The sequence below is a fragment of the Agathobacter sp. genome (genome assembly GCF_977054825.1).
In genome coordinates, this window is the sequence record NZ_CDRTEH010000001.1 from 378,796 (window position 1) to 402,572 (window position 23,777).

Below are 23,777 nucleotides of genomic sequence, written 5' to 3' on the forward strand. Positions count from 1 at the left end.
AATTAACATGGAGATACAATAATGCAGGAAAATGAGAAAAACGACAGATTAGAAAAACAGCTTGATTTCATCAGAGAAATCGACAAGGAAAAGGAGATATTCCGCCAGACGTATTTGGCTGATGCAAGCCGCAAGGAAAATGATGCGGAGCATGCCTGGCATATGGCTATCATGACCATGCTCTTGAGCGAGTATGCCAATGAGAAGATAGACGTGCTAAAGACAGTAGGAATGCTTTTGATACACGACATAGTAGAGATTGACGCAGGAGACACATATGCCTATGATGAGGCAGGCAAGGCCACACAGCATGAGCGTGAGCAGAAGGCGGCGGAGCGCATATACGGACTTTTACCAAAGGAACAGGGCGAGCCGCTTTTAGAACTGTGGGAGGAATTTGAGGCGCAGCAGACACCGGAAGCCAAATTTGCACACACCATGGACAATATCCAGCCGATGCTGCTAAACGATGCGTCGGGCGGGCTCTCATGGCGTGAGCACAGCGTGAAGCTGTCGCAGATACTAGGCAGAAATAAGTGCACAGCACTTGGCTCAGAGAAAATCTGGGATTATGCGTTTAATAATATACTGAAAAAGCATGTTGATAGCGGAAATATCATAGATGATGAGGGTGTCTTCTCTACGGAAGCCGGTGCGTGTGCAAAAGCCGACGAGAGTAATGGACGGTAATAATGATTTACTGAAAAATCCCATATAATTCTATTGTAGACAGTCGTCTTGTATGATATACTTTACTGGATTAAATCGGTGAACTATAAATAAAATGTAACTGTTAAAATGTAACTGTTCAAGGCTGCTTAAATAGTTACATGACAAGTATATTGAGCTTCATCGAAATCCATAAAATAAAACACACGGAGGAATCAAAATGAATATTGTATGCTTAGACCTTGAGGGAGTATTGGTACCTGAAATCTGGATTGCATTTGCAAAGGAGACAGGCATTCCTGAGCTTGAAAAGACAACAAGAGATGAGCCGGATTATGATAAGCTCATGAACTATAGAATAAATATTTTAAAGGAGCACGGACTTGGATTAAAAGAAATCCAGGAGACAATCGCAAAAATAGATCCAATGCCGGGCGCAAAGGAGTTCTTAGATGAGCTTCGTTCAATCACACAGGTAATCATCATCAGTGATACATTTTCACAGTTTGCAGGCCCGCTCATGAAGAAGCTCGGCTGGCCAACAATCTTTTGTAACGAGCTTGAGGTTGCGGAAGATGGCGAGATTACAGGCTTTAGAATGAGATGTGAGCAGTCAAAGCTTACAACTGTAAAGGCACTGCAGTCTATCGGATACGATACCATCGCAAGCGGTGACAGCCACAACGATTTAGGCATGATACAGGCCAGCAAGGCAGGCTTCCTTTTCAGAAGCACAGATGCCATCAAGAAGGACTACCCTGAGCTTCCTGCATATGAGACATATGATGAGCTGCTTGCAGCGATTAAAGCGGCATTATAATTGTAAATATGATATGAGGGGCAAAAGGTATTTTGCCCCTCATTTATGATTAATCAGATTACTACATGCTACGCATTCCCGTAATCTGACTACACCTCGAAATACGCTAATTTCCTGCGTCCCCGCAGCAAATTGCTACTTTCTCGGTGTAGTGCGGGTCACTAAGGTATACATCGAATTGCATGCAAGCATGCATCGATGATACCTTTTGACCCTTTAATCATAAATATAGTTGATAAACAGCTTCCCACATGATATTTAAGAGTGGAATCATCCACCTGTACATGTGGGAAGTTTCTATATATTTATGTCATGCAAAATATATGAAAGAAGGTGGAGAGTAGTGGTGTATAAAGTAACACACATATATGAGGCTGATTTCGGCTGTGAGGAAAGAGCGGACGGCGCAAAAGAAAAATGCATTGTTTATCTCGAGGGCGAAGACGGCAGACAGCGTCATGTAGAGGTTGAGGACGAATGGCTTACGGCAAACGGGATAGAAGAGGGAAGCATTTGGAATGAAAATATTTAAAATGAAGTTTGAATCATAAACTATGTGATTAAATTATGTGATTAGAGTATGTGAATAGATTTTGTGTTTAGATGCATATTGTGTATTGACAACAGTGTAAAAGGTGCTATAATAAAATTAACATATGAACAATCATTCATATGTTCAATGCAAAACGTACAATAAAACAAATAATTCATGAAAATAAGGAGAACACTACTATGAAGAAGACTTACAAAATCGATGTAGATTGCGCTAACTGCGCCAACAAGATGGAGGATGCCGCAAAAAATACAGCAGGTGTAAAGGATGCTACAGTCAATTTCATGACACTCAAGATGAGCGTTGAGTTTGAGGAAGGACAGGATGCAAAGGCGGTTATGCAGGAGGTTCTTAAGAACTGTAAAAAGGTAGAGGACGACTGCGAGATTTTCTTATAAATTGCAGGGGCGCAGGAATGACAAATGATATTATTTCAATGCCTGCGCTATAGTGATGGTGATTATCGAGAGTGATTATCAAGAGATTATAACGAATGGAGCTTTGGCGTATGAATAAAAAGCAGAAAAAAGTACTTACGCGTATCATAATCGCAGCAGTACTCATGATTATATTACATTTCATACCGGTTAAGGGAATTATCAGGTTCCTGCTTTACATGGTGCCTTATCTGGTTATAGGATACGATATCCTGAAAAAGGCATTTAAGGGAATCAAAAACAAGCAGGTATTTGATGAAAACTTCCTGATGGCGGTTGCCACTGTAGGTGCGATAGCGGTTGCGCTTTATGAGAATGGTGACTACACAGAGGCCATAGCCGTTATGCTTTTCTACCAGATAGGAGAGCTGTTTCAGAGCTATGCAGTCGGAAAGAGCCGTAAGAATATCAGCGAGCTCATGGACATCAGACCCGACTATGCCAATATTGAGGTGGACGGAAAGCTCACACGGGTTGACCCTGATGAGGTTGCTATCGGCTCAGTAATAGTGGTACAGCCGGGAGAAAAGGTTCCTATTGATGGCGTGATAGTTGAGGGCTCATCTACATTAAACACCAGCGCGCTTACAGGTGAGAGTGTGCCGAGGGATGCAAAATGCGGTGATGAGATAATCAGCGGATGCATCAATATGTCCGGTGTTTTAAAGATTAAAACCACCAAAGAGTTTGGAGAATCAACGGTTTCAAAGATACTTGATCTCGTTGAAAATTCAAGCTCAAAGAAATCAAAATCAGAAAACTTCATATCAAAATTTGCCAAGTATTACACTCCGGCAGTCTGCTACAGTGCACTTGCACTTGCGATACTGCCACCGCTTGTCAGAATACTTTTCATGTCAGCCGCACCACAGTGGGGCAGCTGGATATACAGGGCACTTACCTTCCTCGTAATAAGCTGTCCGTGCGCACTGGTCATCAGTATTCCGCTCAGCTTTTTTGCAGGGATCGGAGGCGCCAGCCGCGAGGGTGTTCTTGTGAAGGGCTCCAACTATCTTGAGACCCTATCACAGACCAGATACGTTGTATTTGACAAGACCGGCACCATGACAGAGGGCGTTTTCGAGGTAGCAGGAGTCTACGACAATACGCTCGATAGAGAAAAGGTGCTCGAGTATGCAGCACTTGCAGAGAGCAGCTCATCGCACCCAATCAGCAGGAGCTTACAGAAGGCATATGGAAAGGAAATCGACAGAACCCGCGTGACAGATGTTGAGGAAATCAGCGGCCACGGAATCACAGCAAAGGTAGATGGTGTATCTGTAGCGGCAGGAAACTACAAGCTCATGAAAAAGCTGGGCTTAAGCTACAGTGAAACAGACAAGGTCGGAACCATAGTCCATATCGCAATAGACGGCAGCTATGAGGGCTATATCCTTATTTCAGATAAGATAAAACCAACCTCAGCGGTAGCAATAAAGGCATTGAAAAAAGCCGGAATAAAAGGTACAATAATGCTTACAGGCGATTCAAGGACAGTAGCCGACTCAGTAGCGGCAGAGCTTGGAATCGATGAAGTATACAGTGAGCTTTTACCGGGCGATAAGGTAGCAAAGGTAGAGGAACTGCTTGCGAAAAAGGGCAGTAAAGAAAAGCTCGCCTTCGTCGGAGACGGAATCAACGATGCACCGGTGCTCTCAAGAGCAGATATCGGAATCGCCATGGGCGCCATGGGCTCAGATGCCGCAATCGAAGCCGCCGACATCGTCCTCATGGATGATGACCCGCTAAAGATAGCAAAAGCAATAAAAATATCGCGCAAATGCCTGCGAATAGTATATGAAAACACCTACTTCGCAATAGGCATCAAGCTGATCTGCCTCGTGCTCGGAGCGGTCGGAATAGCCAATATGTGGCTCGCAATATTTGCAGACGTAGGAGTAATGGTGATAGCAGTACTAAATGCAATCCGCGCATTATTCGTTCATAAGCTTTAAAATACCAGACAGAATGCACCCAAGAGGTGCACTCTGTCTTTCGCGTATAAAAGAAGTTACTGTTCACACCCTTAAATGAGCCAAAACCAAAGGGTGCTTGCATAAATTGCATGTGACATCGCGAATATGGAGATATTTAGAGTCTGTTGGAATTATGTCACAACACAGCAATGTCCGTGCATGGACGCACGGACAAGGCGTTAGCGCCATGGACGGCGCTAAAAGCCGGTTGCGTCCTATAAACAAAACATAAATCATAATTCCTACAGAGTCTTAATATCGAAATACTGAGCGAGGGCACATGCAACTTCTGCAAGCACCCGCACCATAGCCAATAAAGTAAAATAATGCAGAAAGGACACCACCATGAGCGAAAACATAAATGAACAGATAGAATGCTGCGACTGCAACGAAATCCACGAAGACCTTCTGAAAATAGTAAATGATACAATGCCTGAGGAAACCGAACTCTACGACCTTGCAGAGCTTTTTAAGGTATTTGGCGACTCCACCAGAATCAGAATCCTCTTTGTGTTGTTTGAAGCGGAGGTATGCGTCTGCGACCTTGCAAAGGTGCTCAACATGACACAGTCCGCCATATCACACCAGCTTAGGATACTAAAGGCAAACAAGCTCGTAAACAGCAGACGTGAGGGCAAATCAGTGTTTTATTCGCTTGCCGACGGACATGTGCGCACAATCATTGCGCAGGGACGCGAGCATATCGAGGAATAATACAGGGAGGAATATACGTGACAGAATTAGAAGAATACTATAACAAATTCAACGAGGAAAAGCGCCTAAACAGCCGCCACGGCAGGGTAGAGTTTATCACCTCCATGAAGTATATACACGATTGTCTTGGCAGCTTGATGAATGAGAAGCAGCTTGATGATGAGGATTATCCGTCTGATGCAGAAGTAGCGGAAGCAGATAATAAAGTAGTAAATCTGGCTTCTGATGAAAAAATGCTAAGGGATATAAATGCACTTCGCTCACAGATTAAAATCCTGGATGTCGGTGCGGGTACAGGCAGATATTCAGTGCCGCTTGCCGAGGAAGGCTATGATGTGACAGCACTCGAGTTAGTTAAGCATAACTTAGGCAGACTGAAGCAAAAGAGTGATAAAGTAAAGGCATACCAGGGCAATGCCACAAAGCTTAAAAAGTTTGGAAACGATGAATTTGACCTCACACTCGTATTCGGACCGATGTATCATCTGAAGTCGGCGGAGGAAAAGCTTGCCGCATTGAATGAGGCAAAAAGGGTGACAAAACCGGGTGGTTACATACTTGTGGCATACATTATGAATGAGTACAGCGTGATAACCTATGCCATAAAGGAGAAGCATATAAAAGAGGGAATAGAGGGCGGAATGCTCGATGAGAGCTTCCATTGTACAGAAAAAGCTAATGATTTGTACAGTTTTGTCCGATTAGAAGATATAGAGGCATTAAATGCACAGGCAGAGCTTACTCGCGAAAAGATAATAGCAGCCGATGGCGCGGCAAATTATATCAGACCGTTTCTGAATGCTCTTGACGAGGAGGAGTTTGATATGTTTGTACAGTATCATCTTTCCACATGTGAGAGAGCAGACCTGATGGGAGCAAGTGCGCACACGGTTGATATTCTAAGAGTGTGGTAGTTTTGAATAAAGTCTGTTATTATGATGGCTTATGCCTGAATAACAACATAAAAGTATAATATAACATATGAGGAGAAATATGAAAAACAAGGGATTAAAAATTCTATTATCTGTGCTTTTGGTTTTATGCATTATTATGGCGGGAGCACTCATAGGAAAAGAATATATTGCAGATAATATAAAGGAAGCCGATAATCAGAATGGTGTGGATGTAGTTAAAGACACATCGGATACCGGAAAAGAAGACGATAACGCAGTTGACAGTACAGCACAAGGCACAGAGAGTACACAGTCTGATGCAGCCGAAGCGGATACACAGCAGCCACAGATGTCAACCATAGTGATTACGGCTACAGGAGACTGTACACTTGGCAACAATCAGGAGCAAAGCTATGACGGCAGTTTTAATTCTTATTATGATTCAAAGGGACAGGACTACTTTTTCGGAGGAGTGAGAGATATTTTTGAGGCCGACGATATGACACTCATCAATCTGGAGTGTGTGCTATCGGATGCGACGGAGCGCGTCGAAAAGCGCTGGAACCTTAAGGGAAAGCCGGGCTACATTGGCATTATGACGGGCAGCTCCATCGAGGCCTGCAGTCTTGGAAACAATCACACATACGACTATGGACAGCAGGGACTTGACGATACGAGAAGCGTGCTTGAAAATGCCGGGATAGTGTATGGCTTTAATGATCAGACAGGCATTTACGAGACTGCTGATGGGACAAGGATTGGAATAGTGTCAGCCAGCCTTTTATCACAAAACGGCGACCGCGAGGCATATATCCAAAACGGTATAGCTAAACTTCGTGAGCAGGGCGCGGCAATCGTCATAGCCTGCTGTCACTGGGGCATAGAGGGCGACCATTACCCTAATGATTATCAGCGGGCAGCAGCACACCGCATCATTGACTGGGGAGCAGACCTGGTAGTCGGAAACCACCCTCATGTGCTGCAGGGAATGGAGGTCTATAACGGCAAAATGATATGCTACAGTCTTGGAAATTTCTGCTTCGGAGGCAATAAAAATCCGTCAGACAAGAACACGGCGATTTATCAGCAGACCTTTACTCTGATAAACGGAGAATTGCAGCCGGGCATAGATGCACAGATTATTCCATGCACCTTAAGCAGCGCAAGCTCATACAATGATTTCAGACCGACAGTGGCTTCCGGCGAAAAAGCTCAGGAGATATGCAATTTAATGAACACATATTCACAAAATTATAGTAAAATAGAAATTGATGAGCTTGGAAAACTGCATGTAAATTAATATCAGTTTTTTACGAATTAAGATAAAAAGGCAGTCATGCAACAAAAGGCATGTACCATCATACAAATATAGTAAGGGAGCAAAGAGCAATATGTATATGTGGAGAGAGCGCAATAAAGAAGAAAAGCATGAGGATGTGGTAAATACAGGCCTGCAGCCGCTTGATGTGGTAGAGGGATTTAAGATACGTCCGGGCTTTTTCAGAATGTACGGAGCGTGCGTGGCATCGAACGGAGTGAGCTTTACCATCAATTCCCATGGGGCAACAAGGTGTACTCTTTTATTGTTCAAGCCACAGGCACCAAAGCCGTATGCGAGGATTCCGTTTCCTGATTCCTACAGGATAGGAGATACCTACTCCATGCTTGTTTTTGATATAAAGCCGGATGAATTTGAGTATGCATTTTCGTTTGACGGACCTTATGAGCCGGCAAAGGGACTTTTGTTTAACGAGGAAAATGTCCTTTTAGACCCATATTCCAGAGCGGTCACAGGACAGCGAAAATGGGGAGAAAAGCCGGAGGGCGGCAAGGATTTTGAGTACAGGGCCAGAGTTGTAAAAAGCAACTTTGACTGGGGCAATATAAAGCAGCTTGAGCAGCCCTTTGAGGACCTTGTGATTTATGAGACACATGTGAGGGGCTATACAAAGGATAAGTCCTCAGGTGTCAGCGCACCGGGCACATTTGCCGGATTGAAAGATAAGATTCCGTATCTTAAGAACCTTGGAATAAATGCAGTGGAGCTCATGCCGATTTTTGAGTTCGATGAGATGGAGAGCGCAAGGGTGGTCGATGATGTGCAGCTCTACAATTACTGGGGCTACAACACAGTATCGTTTTTTGCACCGAATACCAGCTATGCCTTCAACGAGGAGCACAACCACGAGGGAGACGAGCTGAAATCGCTGATAAAGGCTTTAAAGGAAAACGGCATAGAGGTCATTCTCGATGTGGTGTTCAATCATACCGCTGAGGGAAATGAGATGGGACCGTGCTTTTCCTTCAAGGGAATAGACAATAACGTGTACTATATGCTTACACCGGATGCACACTACTACAATTTCAGTGGCTGTGGAAACGTTATGAACTGTAATCATCCTGTTGTGCGCAGCTTTATCATAGACTGTCTGAGACACTGGGCCATTGAGTACAGAGTGGATGGCTTCAGATTTGACCTGGCTTCCATTCTCGGAAGAGACCAAAACGGTGCACCTATGGCTAATCCGCCGATTCTTGAGTCGCTGGCATTCGACCCGGTGCTTGGCAAGATGAAGCTCATCGCAGAGGCATGGGATGCAGGCGGACTTTACCAGGTGGGAAGCTTCCCATCATGGAACAGATGGGCAGAGTGGAACGGCAGATACAGAGATGACATGAGAAGCTTTTTAAAGGGCGATGACGGTATGGCGGGAAATGCCATCACACGTATCACAGGCTCACGCGACCTTTACAGCCCGGAGAGCAGAGGACATAAGGCATCGGTCAATTTCCTGACCTGTCATGATGGCTTTACACTGTATGACCTTTACTCATACAATGAAAAGCACAATGAGAAAAATGGCTGGAACAATACAGACGGTGACAACAACGGCCATAGCTGGAACTGTGGCGCAGAGGGCGAGACAGACGACCCAAATGTAAACGGACTGAGAAGACGCCTTATAAAGAATGCATTTGCAGCGCTTTTGTGCAGCCGTGGTCCGGCGATGTTTTTTGCGGGAGATGAGTTCTGTAACACCCAGTTTGGAAACAACAACGCGTATTGTCAGGACAATATCATCTCATGGCTCGACTGGAGCAGGCTTGAGGAATTCAAGGAAATCCATGATTTCGTGCGTCATATGATTCAGTTCAGGAAGGAGCATCCTATACTCAGAAGGATGACAAAGCCTTCATCCTGTCAGTTCCCGGAAATCAGTGTGCACAATGGTACACCGTTCAATGCCTCAACGGATTACAAGACAAAGCTCATCGGCATCATGTATGCCGGAAGAAATGAGGAGGACACGGAGGATGATATTGTATTCTATTGTATGAATGCATATTGGGAGCCGCTTGTGATGCAGCTTCCGGTGCTTCCGAACGGAAAACACTGGCATGTGGACACCAACACCAATGCAGAGTATTTTGACGGAGAGGACTTCATGGCAAAGACAGAGCTTTTGGGTGTCAACACCATAAGAGTTCCTGCGAGAACCACGATAATACTTGTGGCAGAGTAGCAATAAATTGATATCGTTTTAATTAAAAATAGCCCGGTACACATATCACATAGCGATAAGTGTGCCGGGCTGTTTTTCGTTACTGTTTTGGCTTAGACAGTAACATTTCCCCCTTTCATTTTTCAATATATTTTATGTGACAGTTGCGGCAGCCGGTGATTTTGCGAAGTGATACCGGAAGGCCTTGTATATATCACATAATCAGTTGTGAGTTGGACAAATTTCGTCTGTGAATCCAAGAAAATAATTGGGTGTGACACCAAAAATTGTACTTAAATGGCAAATGACAAAAATGTCAGGCACTCTACGGCCTGTTCTGTAGCCTGAAATCGTTGATTCTGCACAGCACATGATTTCAGAAAGAGCCACGTTGGTCAAACTATTGAGCTTCATCAGGTAATCAAGCCTGTCAGGCACAGTTGTACTAATGGTTGCAAGTTGCTTTTCTAATAGAAAGTTATTTGTTCTACTCATAAACAAATTGTAACACAATAATCGTAAAAGGCAACAAATATCTGAAAAATACGAAAAAAAAGGAAAAATTAAAATTAAAGTTTTAAATCCAGCCACCATCAAAGGTGATTATTTGTCCTGTCAGGTAATCAGGTGCAGAGATGATGGAATAAGCCATATCTGCGACTTCATCAGCTGTGGCAAAGCGTCCGGCAGGGATTTCATCGGCAAGCTCAGCGCGTTCTGCCTCGTCAAAGCAGCGGTTCATATCAGTATCTATGACACCGCAGGCTATGGCATTTACCGGAATATGCGATGGCGCAAGCTCCTTGCCGAGTGCCTTGGTAAATGCATTTATACCGCCCTTGCAGGCTGAGTATGCCACCTCGCAGGATGCTCCGACATTGCCCCAGACAGAGGAAATCTGCAGTATACGGCCGCATTTATCGGCAACCATATAAGGGATTACGAGCTTTGTAAAGTTGAAAACACCGGTCAGATTTATCGACACAATATTGTTCCATTCCTCCGGTGTCATGTCACTCAGCAGCCCGATATGTGATATGCCTGCATTGTTGACAAGCACATCTATATGACCGAAATGCGAAATGGTTTTTGTAACCATATCCTTGGCAAAGTAAAAGTCCCCTACATTTCCGGTGTGGCAGAGCACCTCGATTCCGTATGCACAGTGAAGCTCCTCAGCAAACGCCTTAAGCCTGTCGGATGAATTGCGGCAGCAAAGTGATAGGTTATAGCCACAGGAAGCCAGCCTTTTGGCAATTGCGGCACCGATACCGCGTGAAGCTCCGGTTATTATAGCAGTTTTATTTATGTGATTTATCTGATTTGTCATGACATTCTCCTTATGATTTTTACAGCATAAATCATATCATAAATATATATTATGGGGTAGACAAAATTTATACATTGTGATATTATTTAATAGTTGCAAAACGAATTGCAGACGGCGTGTGGCTCAGTTTGGTAGAGCGCTACGTTCGGGACGTAGAGGTCGCAAGTTCGAATCTTGTCACGCCGATTTATTTATTGATACTTGATTGGACAGTCACTATCTATTTTATTTTGGAACACGCGCATAGCGTGTTTTTTTGTTACTGTTTATTTAGTTCTTTGGAAATCAAAGTAATATATTGCTTTATGGATAGAATAGCGGTAAAATAGTACTAGTGTATTGGCTTGCTTTAAGAAAGGGACAGGAAATAGGGGATATGAATATTGTTTCACAAATGTGTGCCGTAGCGGTGATGTTCGTAATAATGTATTTTTATATTTCGCAGAAAAAGATTATATTACATACATCTCAGGCTTTTGTTGAGGTATGGTTCGCAGGCATGCTGTCACTTTTCTTTGATATTTTTTCGCTTGTTGCAATTGAAAAAAGAAGCGGATATTCTCTTACGGCTATTAATATTATCTGCAAATTAAATCTCTGGACGGTTACATGGGTTGCCATGGTGGCCTTCTGGTATATTTGTGTGGATATTTTCAGGGAAAAAGAGCTTGAGCGCAAGTGGAGAAGGAGGCTGTGGATATTTGGAATCGTAACTGATATTCTGATAATGGCTGTGCCGATTAAAATTTATGATTCGGATAATATAGTCTATACATATGGTCCGGCAGTTATTATAACATATGCGGTAACTGTAATTCTGTTGGTGTTTATTCTTCTGCTGACCAAAAAATACAGTCAGGTTATAAATCCGAGAAGAAGAAAGAGCATGCAGGTCTGGGTGGCTCTTATGTTTTTATCGGCGGTTATTCAGTTTATAGATAAAAAAATATTGATTGTCAGCTTTGCGAGTGTGATAGGTGTGCTTATCATTTTTATTATGCTTGAAAATCCGATGGCAAATATTGACAGGGATACAGGATTTTTCAACCTCAATGCCTTTTTTGAATATATGAAGGAGGCATACGGACAGGATAAAGACGTATCGATAGTGTGTATTCGCTATGGAGGCAGTGGAAATGATTTTTTCTCCAGCGAGATGGAAAAAAGTATTTTTTTTGAGGTGGTTTCTTTTATAGAAAGTCTGCCTGATAATTATGTTTTTAGAAGCTCGGCAAATGAGTATCTGCTGGTTTTTGAGAATACTGGTTGTGCAGAAAAAACAATCGGAATATTGGAACGCAGGTTTGACAAGCCTTGGGGTAAGGACAATATGACGATGCTTTTTGGGGAGATATATTATCTAAGCTCCACTGAGCTTGTGCGGAGACCATCGGATATACTGGGGCTTTTTCAATATGCCAAGCGTAACAGAGCTGAGTTTACGGGGCGCGGCGTGATGCTCATAAATAATGAGGTCATTGAGCACATATATGATGAAAATTCAGTTGAGAATGAGATAATAGGGGCGTTGCGCGATAACCGTGTTGAGGTATTTTACCAGCCTATTTATAACACTAAAACGCATAAATTCACCTCTGCGGAGGCGCTTGTCAGGATAAGGTCGCGCGAGGGAAATATAATACCTCCCGGCAGATTTATCGCTGTGGCCGAGAAGCGTGGACTCATTTTACGGCTTGGAGAGCGTGTGTTTGAGATGGTGTGCAGATTTATTGTACAGCATGATATACATGCGATGGGACTTGAATATATTGAATGCAATCTGTCGGTGGTGCAGTGTGCCTATGACCATTTAGCACAGGATTTTATTGCAATTATGGAGAAATATCATGTGGATGCAAATGATATTGTGCTCGAGATTACAGAGTCTGCATCTATCATTGAAAAAGAGATACTGCTTGATAATATGAATGCCCTTCGCAAGGTGGGAGTGAGGTTTGCACTGGATGATTTCGGCACAGGCCAGTCAAATTTAAGCTATATTGTTGATATGCCGATTGACATTGTCAAGTTTGACAGAGGCATGACAAATGCGTATTTCGACAACGGAAAGGGCAAGCCTGTTATGGATGCCGCAATGGGCATGATACAAAAGCTAGAGCTTGAGATTGTTTCTGAGGGAATCGAGGAGAAGGAGCAGTTTGCGAAGCTTGATGAGCTTGGAATAGATTACATCCAGGGCTATTATTTCTCAAAACCGAGAAATGCTGCTGAGTTTATTTCATTCATACAAAGCAATAATGCATAGGCAAATAAAAAAATAAAAATATTTTTTTACATGCATTTTACACACTAATGATTTTGCATTTTACATTTCCCCGTTACTATATCAGTTGTAACAAACAAAGAAACAAATTCAAGAAAGAAATGAAAGAGGAAATTAAAATGAAAAATCGTATGAAAAAACTTTTAGTTTTAGCAGCTGCTGCAACAATGATGACAGCAGCATTTACAGGATGTGGCTCAAGCTCAGACGGAGCAGACAACAATGCAGATACAAGCGCAAATAAGAGCGCAGATGAAGGCACATCAAATGAGAACTTAAGCGGTTCACTTTCACTTGCAGGAAGTACTTCAATGGAGAAGCTTTGTGAGGCGCTCAAGGAGTCATTCATGGAGCAGAACCCTGGTGTAACAGTAACAGTTGAGTATACAGGCTCAGGTTCAGGAATCGAGTCAGTGACAGCAGGAAGCGTAGATATCGGAGATTCATCAAGAGCACTTACAGATGATGAGAAAGCAAACGGCGTTGAGGAAAACATCGTAGCAATCGACGGAATCGCAGTTATCACAGACAAGGACAACTCAGTAACAGAGCTTACATCAGACGATTTAAAGAAAATCTACACAGGCGAGATTTCAAACTGGAAAGACCTTGGCGGAAAAGACGAGGCAATCGTAGCAATCGGCCGTGAGGCAGCTTCAGGAACAAGAGGAGCCTTCGAGGAGCTTCTTGATGTAAAGGATCAGTGCAAATATGCACAGGAGCTTGACTCAACAGGAGCAGTACTTGCAAAGGTAGGCTCAACACCCGGAGCAATCGGATATGTTTCACTTGACGTACTTGATGACACAGTAACAGCAATGAAGATTGACGGAGTAGAGGCAACAGAGGAAAACATCGTAGCAGGCAAATATCTCCTTTCTCGTCCATTTGTAATGGCTACAAAGGGCAAGATTGACGAGCAGAACGACATTGTTAAGGCTTGGTTCGACTATGTAAATTCAGATGAAGGACAGGCAGTAATCAAGAAGGTAGGCCTTATCCTCCCACAGTAGAAATTGTTGGTATTAATACATATTGATAAGATACAAGGGTTTCCTCAGGAAATGGCAGGTTTCCTGGGGAACTTTTTGAAACAAGGAGTATCAAATGAAACAGAAATCCATAGTAGAGAATGTTGCCAAAATAATATTTACGGTATGTGCGGTTGTGGCAATATTCGCGGTATTATCAATAACAATTTATATGTTCCTTAAGGGTGCACCGGCATTTTTCAAGGTCGGAGTGCTAAACCTCTTATTTGGAACAAAATGGGCACCGACAGCGGCAGACCCAAGCTACGGAATATTGTACATAATCCTCACATCCATCATAGGAACAGCGGTATCTATCCTCATAGGAGTACCGATTGCTCTTCTTACGGCAGTATTTCTCACTGAGGTGTCAAACAAAAAGCTCTCAGCAGTAGTGCAGCCGGCAGTAGAGCTGCTTGCAGCCATTCCATCAGTAATCTATGGACTTTTAGGACTTATGATACTTAATCCGGTATTATATAAGCTCGAGAAGCATATTTTTGCAAACTCAGCAACACATCAGTTTACCGGCGGATCAAACCTGCTTGCAGCAATCATAGTGCTTGCAATCATGATTCTTCCTACGGTAATCAACATGAGTGTATCATCAATACAGGCGGTACCGCAGCAGATGAGAGCGGCATCCCTCGCTCTTGGAGCAACAAAGATACAGACAATATTTAAAGTGACGGTTCCGGCAGCAAAGTCAGGAATCATGACAGGAATTGTGCTCGGAATAGGTCGTGCACTCGGAGAAGCCATGGCAATCAACATGGTAGCCGGTGGAACGGTAAGCTTTCCACTTCCGTTCAACTCAGTGCGTTTCCTTACCACACAGCTCGTCAGCGAGATGGGATACGCCAGCGGACTTCACAGACAGGTGCTTTTCTCAGTAGGCCTTGTGCTTTTTGTGTTTATCATGATAATCAACCTCACCCTTATGAAACTCAAAAAGAAAGGAGCTGTGGAAAATGACTAGTATAAATGGAAAACGCCGAAGAATAGGCGATGATGTAGTATACTTTTTCATATATCTGTGTGCAGCATTATCGGTAGTGCTGCTTGCGGGAATCATCGTATATGTATTTGTCAGGGGAATCGGCCAGGTAAACTGGGAGTTTCTGACCAGCGAGACATCTGTCTTAAGAGGCACCGTAGGAATAGCGGGCAACCTGCTCAATACACTTTACATCATAATAATCACCATGCTCATAGCAACTCCTGTCGGAGTGGGAGCAGCCGTGTACCTGAATGAGTATGCAAAGCCCGGTAAGCTCGTATCCACAATCGAGTTTGCCACAGAAACACTTGCGGGAATACCGTCAATCATCTTCGGTCTCTTCGGAATGATGTTTTTCGGACAGACAATTGGCTTTGGCTACAGTATCCTGACAGGTTCACTGACACTGACACTCATGGTGCTGCCTCTCATCACCAGAAATACACAGGAGGCGCTGAAAACTGTACCGGACAGCTACAGACACGGAGCGGTCGGACTCGGAGCCGGAAAATGGCACACCATCCGCACTATCCTGCTGCCATCTGCCATGCCGGGAATCATCACAGGTGTTATCCTTGCAATCGGCCGAATAGTCGGTGAGTCAGCAGCACTCCTCTTTACAGCAGGAAGTGCAGGAATGCTTCCAAAGGTTGCCAGCGGATATTTCTCAAAGATAATGCAGTCAGGTGGAACACTTACCATCAAGCTCTACCTTGCAGCGACAAGTGAAGGAAAATTCGACCAGGCATTTGGAATTGCGGTTGTGCTTCTCGTAATCGTATTCCTTATCAATATCCTGACAAAGGTGCTGGCAAAGAAATTCCAGGCAAAGTAAACCAACTAATATAATAAACTAACTAATTAAGAAGCTTCGATTTGATATCAGTAAATCGGAGCTTCTTTTTTAGTTTCATTAAGATTTTTTCTTAAACAAATCTTAATGCGTTACATAATTGGTTTTTAATGTTAAAATAGTTACAATAAGATCAACATAAAACTTCCGGAGGCAATTATGTATAAAGTATTAGTATGTGATGATGAAAAAGACATTGTATCGGCAATCAGCATTTATCTAACCAGCGATGGCTACGAGGTAATCCCGGCGCGAAACGGACTTGAGGCGCTCGACATAGTAAAGCACAATGATGTGCAGCTAGTCCTGATGGATATCATGATGCCTGTCATGGACGGCATAGAGGCGATGGTGGAAATCAGAAAAATCTCCAATGTGCCGGTCATACTGCTCACTGCCAAAAGTGAGGACACTGACAAGGTACTCGGGCTCACGGTCGGAGCAGATGACTATGTGACGAAGCCGTTTAACCCGGTAGAGCTGCAGGCGAGGGTAAAGTCGCAGATCAGGAGATACATGCTTCTCGGCGCAGGCAATACAAGCGTAGGAAAGCTGGTAATCGGCGGCATCGAGCTGGATGACAAATCAAAGACGGTGACAGTTGATGGCGAGGCAGCAAATCTCACACGTACAGAGTACGATATTTTGAAGCTTCTCATGGAGCATCCGGGCGAGGTATATTCGCCGAATCAGATATATTCAAAGGTCTGGAAGGATGAGCCATACGGGACAGAAAACACGGTGGCGGTACATATCCGTCATCTCAGAGAAAAGGTTGAGATAAATCCGGCTGAGCCAAGATACCTAAAGGTCATCTGGGGCCGCGGATACAAAATTGACGCTGAATAGGTGCAGGCTTGATACAGCTTTGTCAGGTGAAGCACTATAAAATGAAAGGTGAATGATATGAAAAAAATATCAAGGAATCCGTGGCTTAAGCTTGCGGCATTTATAGTCTGCTCGGTCATGGCGGCAGGGCTTGTTGTGACAACGATAGTTGCAGTGTACACAAACAATTATCAAAGCACAGCACAGCTAAGGGAGGAAATTCATGCGAATATTGCAGCCGCCTATAGCAGACAGATGGTATACAACTATGAATCCGGTGATGACAATGCGTTTTCGCAGATGATGGACGATACCAACCTGCAGGCCGCAGTGGTAAAGAGCAATGAAACATCAGAGGACAAAGTAGATGTAAAATCTGATGCAGCAAAGGTATATTCAAGTGTGGATGAAATATCAAATCCGGATTATATTTTTAGCTACAAGGCAAAGAACTTAAAGTGGAACAGATTGTCAAATGTGTGGGATGCAATGAGCGGCAGCTATGAGAAGTCAGATACTGCTTCAAGCGATATGGACAGTCAGAGAATCAACTCAATCATGTATTCCAAGACAAATGGGCTCTTTTATCTGTGCCTGAATGATGGCACAGCTTATGTTGTTCCAAAGGTGAAGGTGATGACAGGCTCTAACGATAACAGCTCGCTTGGCTTATATAAGGCAGTTGAGAAAACCGATGAGAATGGAAATAAATACTTTGCCTACGAGGAACTGTTTTCAGGCCAGTCACTCGATATTACAGGCTTTGCCGAGTGGAAAAATGTAAAGTGCTACGATGAAAAAGGAAATCATATAAAGTGTGGCATGAATCTGAGTGATGACGGCGATTCAGGCTTTGATAGTGACGGCTCTTACTACGATTATAAAGAGGATATTTATTATGACCGCTACGAAATTATCAAAGTGGTGGAGCAGGTGAATGAGAGCTATGAGCTTTTACCGGATACCTTTAATATATCGGATACCGGAATTGTGTACTATCCATACACCCAAACGGAAGATAAGCCTGGGTACTATTATGTGTATGCAAAGCTGCCGCAGCAGCTTCAGGCAAAGGGTGATTACTTCAATCAGGCAGACAGCTTACTTGACGTCATGGAATTTACAGAGGCTCATTTGAGTGTATTGTTTGTCGTATTTATACTTGGTTTTGTGATTACAGCGGGATATCTGCTGGTAGTTGCCGGAAAACGCGCAGAGTCTGAAGAAATTAAATTACGATTATATGACAGGCTACCATATGAGGTAATGCTTGGTGTGACAATGCTCGCAGATTTTATGGTGTTTCCGGCAGGCTTTTTACTTATAAAGCAGCTTCCGGTGGTAGCACTGATTTGTCTGGCTGCAACCATGGTTTCGCTTGAAGCAATCCTTACAACATATGTAAGAATCAGGGCGCATGAGTTCTGGAAGCACACGCTGTGCTACTATGTTGTGAGATTTTTCTTGAAGCCTGTTAAAAAGCTGTACAGGATGGTATTTGCTCCAATCAGATACGGCTTTTCATGGATAGAAAGAAATGTACCGCTGTTTCTGATAAGTATGCTGGCATTCGGCTTTTTATGCCTGCTTGAGCTTATAGGCTTTGGCATGGAGCTTATTGGATTTGTATTTATTATAAAGCTTATAGAGCTTGCGCTGCTTATCACATTCATCATGCAGTATGACAGGATAAGATGCGCCGCAAAGGCTATAGCAAATGGTGACTTTTCACAGCCCGTTGATACATCAAGGCTCATGCTGTTTTTCAGAAAGCATGGTGAGAATTTGAACAATGTGAGCAATGGAATAGAGGCTGCGGTCTCTGAAAAAATGAAGAGCGAGCGCTTCAGGACGGAGCTCATCACAAATGTGTCGCATGATATCAAGACACCGCTCACCTCGATTATCAATTATGTGGACCTGTTGCAGAAGGAGGACATAGATAACGAGAAAGTACGCGAATATCTTGATGTTCTCGACAGACAGTCATCACGTCTGAAAAAATTAATTCAGGATTTACTCGAAGCCTCAAAGGCGTCGACGGGGAGCATAAATGTAGAGCTGGAGGAACTGGATGCGGCTGTCATGCTATCACAGGTAGCCGGAGAATATGAAGAAAAATTCGAGAAAAATAATCTTGATTTAATTATTAAAAATGACGTTACGCCTGTCATGATTCAGGCAGACGGACGACATCTGTGGAGAGTGTTTGATAACCTGATGAACAACATCAACAAATACGCCCAGCCGGGCACGAGAGTGTACATTGACATCATTCCGAAGGACAGCGGAGCTATCATAACCTTCAAGAATGTATCAGCTACACCGCTTAATATTTCAAGCGATGAGCTCAAGGAGCGTTTTGTCAGAGGAGACAGCTCACGAAATACAGAGGGCAGCGGACTGGGGCTTTCCATTGCAGAAAGCCTTATGAAGCTCATGAATGGTACTATGGAGCTGACTGTGGATGGTGATCTTTTTAAGGTGACTTTGGAGTTTTAGGCTTTTTAAAACAATATTATGATACCTATTGACCGTCTAATCATATTATATATTGAACTTATAAGACATAAGAAACAACAAAAGCCGGGGCATCTGCCCCGGCCTTTAATCGAGCTGTTTCTCACAATATTTTTCGACAAGATTTATAAATTCTTCTGCAACTGTAATTTGCCGCTCTGCTTCTTCTCTGCTTGCAATATAAAAATCATCATAATCGCTTGCATGACGAATTTCCTCTGCCATTCCAATTTTTCTTCCTATCTCTCTGGGAAAAATTTCTGTTTTAACATAGTCTTTATTAAAATTAGCTATTGCATCCTTGTGCCTCTTATATGCTTTTCCACTGATAGCATGCACTGCATTTATAGCATGAAAAATTGCATAATAGGCTCTGTTATTAGCCCCTTTATAATCATCAATAGACAATAGCACCTTTGCGGATTTTAAGTCATTCTTTGAGGTTTCAATTCTATATAGAACAAGATCTCTTCTTGTACCAATTTCTACATCATGCTGCTCCATATAGTATAACCCCCTCTTTATGAATATTTGAATAAAATGGATAATTTACTACCCATTTATTAAAAATCTCTTCACTTTTGGCAATTGGTTTTATGTCAATGTCATGATCCAGATTAAAATCATATGTCATATAGGAAAGCTTCTCACCATAAGATTTAAGTTCAATATCTGACATATCAACCAAAATCATAATATCTATATCTGAGTCGGGTCTGAAATCGCCTCTGGCATACGAACCATATAAAATAATCTGTCTGACATGTGAACCATAAATTTTTTTGATTTCTTCAATGTATTGTCCAATAAGATTATACATAGCTTTTGGCATATGCTACCCCTCCTTAAAAAATAATTTTCACTCTACTATTTTATTATACCATATATTAAAAAAAATGCATTTTATATTTTACCACAAAAAGTCGTTATAAAAAGCCGGGGCATCTGCCCCGGCCTTTACACGCAAACATTTCAATAATATAGACGTGATTTAATTTCCTGATATCATCTCCAAAAACCTCTCATGAATCCGTGTATCATCATCAAGCTCCGGATGGAAAGCCAGCCCAATCTGGTTCTTGTACTGCACACCGACGATTTTGCCGTCATACTCTGCAAGCACATGCACATCATTCTTGGCTGAGTCATCAATAGCTTCCACGTAAGGCGCCCTGATAAATGTCATGGTAAAATCAAAGCTATTGCCAAACCTTGCTGTTGCCTCAAAGCTTCCGAGCTGCCTGCCGTAGGCATTTCTCTTTACAGTGACGGGCAAAGTGCCGAAATATACGTTGTCATCGTTACTGATATGTGAAGCTAAAAGTATAAGACCGGCGCAGGTTGCAAGCACCGGAAGCCCGTTTGCGATTCTTTCCTTAAGCTCGTCAAACATATCAAGCTCGCGTAGCAGCTTGCCCTGGACAGTGCTCTCACCGCCCGGCAGCACGAGTCCGTCTATGTCACAGATATCTGATTTTTGGCGCAGCTCAACACACTCACAGCCTAAAGATTCAAGCATCCGCTTGTGCTCAATAAACGCTCCCTGAACAGCTAAAACACCAATCTTAAGTCCTGATTTCATTTTATTTGCCTCTTTCCTCCATGATGATTTTAATCTCGCTCTCGTTGATTCCGACCATAGCCTCACCGAGATCCTCAGAAAGCTCTGCGATGAGCTTTGCATCTGTAAAGTTTGTCACAGCCTTTACGATAGCGGCAGCTCTCTTGGCAGGATCGCCTGACTTGAAGATACCTGAGCCGACGAATACACCCTCAGAACCGAGCTGCATCATAAGAGCTGCATCGGCAGGCGTAGCCACACCACCGGCTGCAAAGTTTACAACAGGAAGCTTGCCGTTGTCATGAACGAATTTAACCAGCTCGAAAGGCACCTGAAGATTTTTAGCGGCCTCGAAAAGTTCATCCTCACGCATGGAAGTAAGCTTTGCAATCTCAGAATTCATCTTTCTCATATGTCTGACAGCCTGCACGATATCACCGGTACCCGGCTCACCCTTTGTACGGATCATGGAAGCTCCCTCGTTGATACGGCGGAGAGCCTCACCGAGATCTCTTGCTCCGCATACGAAAGGAACCTTGAAATCTCTCTTGTTGATATGATACACATCATCAGCAGGTGAAAGCACCTCAGACTCGTCAATGTAGTCAATCTCGATAGCCTCAAGTATCTGTGCCTCCACGAAGTGACCGATACGGCACTTTGCCATGACAGGGATGCTGACAGCCTCCTGAATGCCCTTAATCATCTTAGGGTCGCTCATTCTTGAAACACCGCCTGCGGCTCTGATATCAGCAGGGATTCTCTCAAGAGCCATAACTGCACATGCACCTGCGGCCTCGGCAATCTTAGCCTGCTCCGGAGTAGTGACATCCATGATGACACCGCCCTTGAGCATTTGTGCAAGTCCTTTATTGAGTTCGTATTGAGTATTCTTATTGTTTTCCATTTGTTAAATCTCCTTTTGGTTTTTAATGTTCGATTTTTGCGTCATTGGTGTGACGGGAGTAGCAAGGTGTGAGCAAATATATTTAGGCGACGCAGGCGGCGAGTACACTCTCGTGGGAGCGCATAGCGGAGCTGCTTAGATACTGTTGAATTATGCCCAAGAAAACCAGAAATGCACCGGCATGGAAGCCGGGGCAAGGAGCTATCGAGCCATGGAAGGCGAGTAGCGACGGTTTCGTCTGCCATAGAAAACCGTCAAGGCATAATTCTTACAGTATCTTGGCTGCAAAGCGTAGCGAACACGAGAGTGTACCCGCCACCTGCGCCACCGAGCTTCATTTGCTCACACCAGCCGTATATCATGGTTGCAATATTACGCTACATCTGGTAATATTAAAATATTCAAAATAAGGAAAATAAAAATGCCAGAAAGCGGTGAATCAAATGCTGACCTACGACCTCACAAAAACAGACGGCCCACTCTACAAATGCCTGTATGAGTGCATCAAAAACGATATATCACAGGGAAAATTAAGCTCCGGAGAGAAAATGCCATCAAAGCGTACTCTCGCCAAGAATCTGGGAGTTAGTACCATTACGGTTGAAAATGCGTATGACCAGTTGATAGGCGAGGGCTATATGTTTGCAAGACCAAAGCGGGGCTATTTCATAGCCGATGTGTCAGATATCAGGGTAATCAAGGCACCGGTACAGAAGGAGCTTAGCATAAAGCTGCCGCCGGAGCAGGACGAAAGCATATTTGATTTTTCGTCAAACCGGACAGATTCAGACAATTTTCCGTTTTCCATATGGGCAAAGCTCATGCGAGAGACGATATCCCTTAGGGAAAAGGAGCTTTTGTCGGTGTCACCGTGTGGTGGAGTGAGGGAGCTTCGGGAAGCTATAGCGAGCCATTTGTCATCGTTTCGCGGCATGAATGTGGATCCGGACCAGATAATAGTCGGAGCGGGAACAGAGTATCTGTACGGACTGCTTGTGAAGCTTCTTGGCACGGACAAGGTATACTGCGTGGAGGATCCGGGCTATAAAAAAATCAGCCAGATATATGAGTGCAACAATGCAAAATGCCTGCCGGTGCAGATGGATGAGCAGGGCATTAGCGTGGAGCTCATAAAGAAAGCGAATGCACAGATAGCACATATCAGCCCGACACATCATTTCCCGACTGGAATCACGATGCCTGTGAACCGCCGCTATGAGCTTTTGGCATGGGCCAATGAGAGCAACGACAGATACATCATAGAGGATGATTACGACAGTGAGTTTCGCATGAACGGACACCCGATACCGCCAATCCTCTCGATAGATGCGTGCGAAAAGGTCATCTATATAAATACATTTTCAAAATCACTCACGTCCACCATCCGAATCAGTTACATGGTGCTGCCGGAGCATCTGGCAAATGAATTTTACAGGAGGCTTTCATTTTACTCATGTACGGTATCCACCTTCGAGCAGTACACGCTGGCACGTTTTATCAGCGAGGGCTATTTTGAAAAACACATAAACAGGATGAGACTGCACTACGGCAGAAAGCGCCAGAGCGTGCTTTCATCCATAAAAAGCTGTTTCCCCGAAAAGGAATGCAGTGTAATAGAAAATGACTCCGGACTGCATTTTATCATACAGTTTGACACGAACCTTCCTGACAAAACAGTTGAAGAACTGCTTTTGAAAAAAGGCATAAAGCTTCAGGCGATTACCCATTTCAATCTGAGTAAGCCAAAGGAGGACAGGCATCAGTTTATTATCAATTACTCCAATATTGATGCAGACAGGATAATGGACAAGCTTCTAATTATTAAAGATACAATACTTTAACCAGACAGTACTTTAATAAAGCCGACTATAAAAAATTTGACACAGATTTTACATACA

Annotated in this window: 21 protein-coding genes and 1 tRNA gene; 17 read left to right on the forward strand and 5 right to left on the reverse strand. The window is 43.4% G+C overall.

What is annotated here, in order from left to right; translation table 11 throughout:
* The first annotated feature begins 21 nt into the window (after positions 1-21).
* The 9 genes from ACW6PM_RS01840 to glgX all read left to right on the forward strand — a co-directional run bounded on the left by ACW6PM_RS01840 (position 22) and on the right by glgX (position 9,586).
* On the forward strand, positions 22-690 hold the full coding sequence (locus tag ACW6PM_RS01840; RefSeq protein WP_456056033.1) for an HD domain-containing protein: 669 nt from the start codon (positions 22-24) through the stop codon (positions 688-690).
* Positions 691-889: 199 nt separating this feature from the next.
* Positions 890-1,489, forward strand: coding sequence for a bifunctional phosphoserine phosphatase/homoserine phosphotransferase ThrH (gene thrH, locus ACW6PM_RS01845; protein ID WP_012743726.1), 600 nt, complete (start codon positions 890-892; stop codon positions 1,487-1,489).
* 346 nt (positions 1,490-1,835) lie between these two features.
* Positions 1,836-2,021, forward strand: a complete 186-nt coding sequence (locus ACW6PM_RS01850) for a hypothetical protein (protein WP_456056034.1) — start codon at positions 1,836-1,838, stop codon at positions 2,019-2,021.
* A 200-nt stretch (positions 2,022-2,221) separates the two neighbouring features.
* A complete protein-coding gene (locus ACW6PM_RS01855; RefSeq protein WP_012743724.1) occupies positions 2,222-2,440 on the forward strand; it encodes a cation transporter in 219 nt (72 codons plus the stop codon).
* A gap of 110 nt (positions 2,441-2,550) precedes the next feature.
* Positions 2,551-4,434, forward strand: a complete 1,884-nt coding sequence (locus ACW6PM_RS01860; RefSeq protein WP_456056035.1) for a heavy metal translocating P-type ATPase — start codon at positions 2,551-2,553, stop codon at positions 4,432-4,434.
* 366 nt (positions 4,435-4,800) lie between these two features.
* Positions 4,801-5,169, forward strand: coding sequence for an ArsR/SmtB family transcription factor (locus ACW6PM_RS01865; protein ID WP_012743722.1), 369 nt, complete (start codon positions 4,801-4,803; stop codon positions 5,167-5,169).
* Between the two features lie 17 nt (positions 5,170-5,186).
* The gene (locus ACW6PM_RS01870) at positions 5,187-6,083 is read left to right on the forward strand and encodes a class I SAM-dependent methyltransferase (protein ID WP_456056036.1); all 897 of its coding nucleotides are present in this window, start codon (positions 5,187-5,189) and stop codon (positions 6,081-6,083) included.
* Between the two features lie 79 nt (positions 6,084-6,162).
* Positions 6,163-7,362 carry a CapA family protein gene (locus ACW6PM_RS01875; RefSeq protein ID WP_456056037.1) on the forward strand — a complete coding sequence of 400 codons (1,200 nt, stop codon included), beginning with the start codon at positions 6,163-6,165 and terminating at the stop codon, positions 7,360-7,362.
* A gap of 91 nt (positions 7,363-7,453) precedes the next feature.
* Positions 7,454-9,586, forward strand: a complete 2,133-nt coding sequence (gene glgX, locus ACW6PM_RS01880) for a glycogen debranching protein GlgX (RefSeq protein WP_456056038.1) — start codon at positions 7,454-7,456, stop codon at positions 9,584-9,586.
* A gap of 556 nt (positions 9,587-10,142) precedes the next feature.
* Here glgX and ymfI read toward each other — a convergent pair.
* A complete protein-coding gene (ymfI, locus tag ACW6PM_RS01885; protein ID WP_456056039.1) occupies positions 10,143-10,895 on the reverse strand; it encodes an elongation factor P 5-aminopentanone reductase in 753 nt (250 codons plus the stop codon).
* Between the two features lie 112 nt (positions 10,896-11,007).
* On the opposite strand from ymfI, the gene ACW6PM_RS01890 reads away from it, so the two are divergent.
* The 7 genes from ACW6PM_RS01890 to ACW6PM_RS01920 all read left to right on the forward strand — a co-directional run bounded on the left by ACW6PM_RS01890 (position 11,008) and on the right by ACW6PM_RS01920 (position 19,393).
* Positions 11,008-11,081: transfer RNA gene (locus tag ACW6PM_RS01890), tRNA-Pro, on the forward strand.
* A 190-nt stretch (positions 11,082-11,271) separates the two neighbouring features.
* Complete coding sequence (locus tag ACW6PM_RS01895; RefSeq protein WP_456056040.1) at positions 11,272-13,161, forward strand: EAL domain-containing protein; 1,890 nt, start codon at positions 11,272-11,274, stop codon at positions 13,159-13,161.
* 137 nt (positions 13,162-13,298) lie between these two features.
* Positions 13,299-14,192: a phosphate ABC transporter substrate-binding protein gene (locus ACW6PM_RS01900; protein ID WP_456056041.1), complete on the forward strand. Its 894-nt coding sequence runs from the start codon at positions 13,299-13,301 to the stop codon at positions 14,190-14,192.
* Between the two features lie 94 nt (positions 14,193-14,286).
* Complete coding sequence (gene pstC, locus ACW6PM_RS01905; RefSeq protein ID WP_456056042.1) at positions 14,287-15,189, forward strand: phosphate ABC transporter permease subunit PstC; 903 nt, start codon at positions 14,287-14,289, stop codon at positions 15,187-15,189.
* The gene (pstA, locus tag ACW6PM_RS01910) at positions 15,182-16,045 is read left to right on the forward strand and encodes a phosphate ABC transporter permease PstA (RefSeq protein WP_308650405.1); all 864 of its coding nucleotides are present in this window, start codon (positions 15,182-15,184) and stop codon (positions 16,043-16,045) included. The genes pstC and pstA overlap by 8 nt, the downstream gene beginning before the upstream one ends.
* A 177-nt stretch (positions 16,046-16,222) precedes the next feature.
* Positions 16,223-16,912 (forward strand): response regulator transcription factor, encoded by a 690-nt coding sequence (locus ACW6PM_RS01915; RefSeq protein WP_456056043.1) that lies wholly within the window; start codon positions 16,223-16,225, stop codon positions 16,910-16,912.
* 57 nt (positions 16,913-16,969) lie between these two features.
* Positions 16,970-19,393: a sensor histidine kinase gene (locus ACW6PM_RS01920; RefSeq protein ID WP_456056044.1), complete on the forward strand. Its 2,424-nt coding sequence runs from the start codon at positions 16,970-16,972 to the stop codon at positions 19,391-19,393.
* A 105-nt stretch (positions 19,394-19,498) separates the two neighbouring features.
* Here the strand turns inward: ACW6PM_RS01920 and ACW6PM_RS01925 are convergent, their stop codons facing one another.
* The 4 genes from ACW6PM_RS01925 to pdxS all read right to left on the reverse strand — a co-directional run bounded on the left by ACW6PM_RS01925 (position 19,499) and on the right by pdxS (position 21,879).
* On the reverse strand, positions 19,499-19,915 hold the full coding sequence (locus tag ACW6PM_RS01925) for a HEPN domain-containing protein (protein WP_456056045.1): 417 nt from the start codon (positions 19,913-19,915) through the stop codon (positions 19,499-19,501).
* Complete coding sequence (locus ACW6PM_RS01930) at positions 19,902-20,243, reverse strand: nucleotidyltransferase domain-containing protein (RefSeq protein WP_015568438.1); 342 nt, start codon at positions 20,241-20,243, stop codon at positions 19,902-19,904. The genes ACW6PM_RS01925 and ACW6PM_RS01930 overlap by 14 nt, the downstream gene beginning before the upstream one ends.
* Positions 20,244-20,402: 159 nt before the next feature.
* Complete coding sequence (gene pdxT / locus ACW6PM_RS01935) at positions 20,403-20,993, reverse strand: pyridoxal 5'-phosphate synthase glutaminase subunit PdxT (protein WP_456056046.1); 591 nt, start codon at positions 20,991-20,993, stop codon at positions 20,403-20,405.
* A gap of 1 nt (position 20,994) precedes the next feature.
* Positions 20,995-21,879 (reverse strand): pyridoxal 5'-phosphate synthase lyase subunit PdxS, encoded by an 885-nt coding sequence (pdxS, locus tag ACW6PM_RS01940; protein ID WP_456056047.1) that lies wholly within the window; start codon positions 21,877-21,879, stop codon positions 20,995-20,997.
* A 443-nt stretch (positions 21,880-22,322) separates the two neighbouring features.
* Between pdxS and pdxR the strand changes: the two genes are divergently transcribed.
* A complete protein-coding gene (gene pdxR, locus ACW6PM_RS01945) occupies positions 22,323-23,720 on the forward strand; it encodes a MocR-like pyridoxine biosynthesis transcription factor PdxR (protein WP_456056048.1) in 1,398 nt (465 codons plus the stop codon).
* Positions 23,721-23,777: the final 57 nt, after the last annotated feature.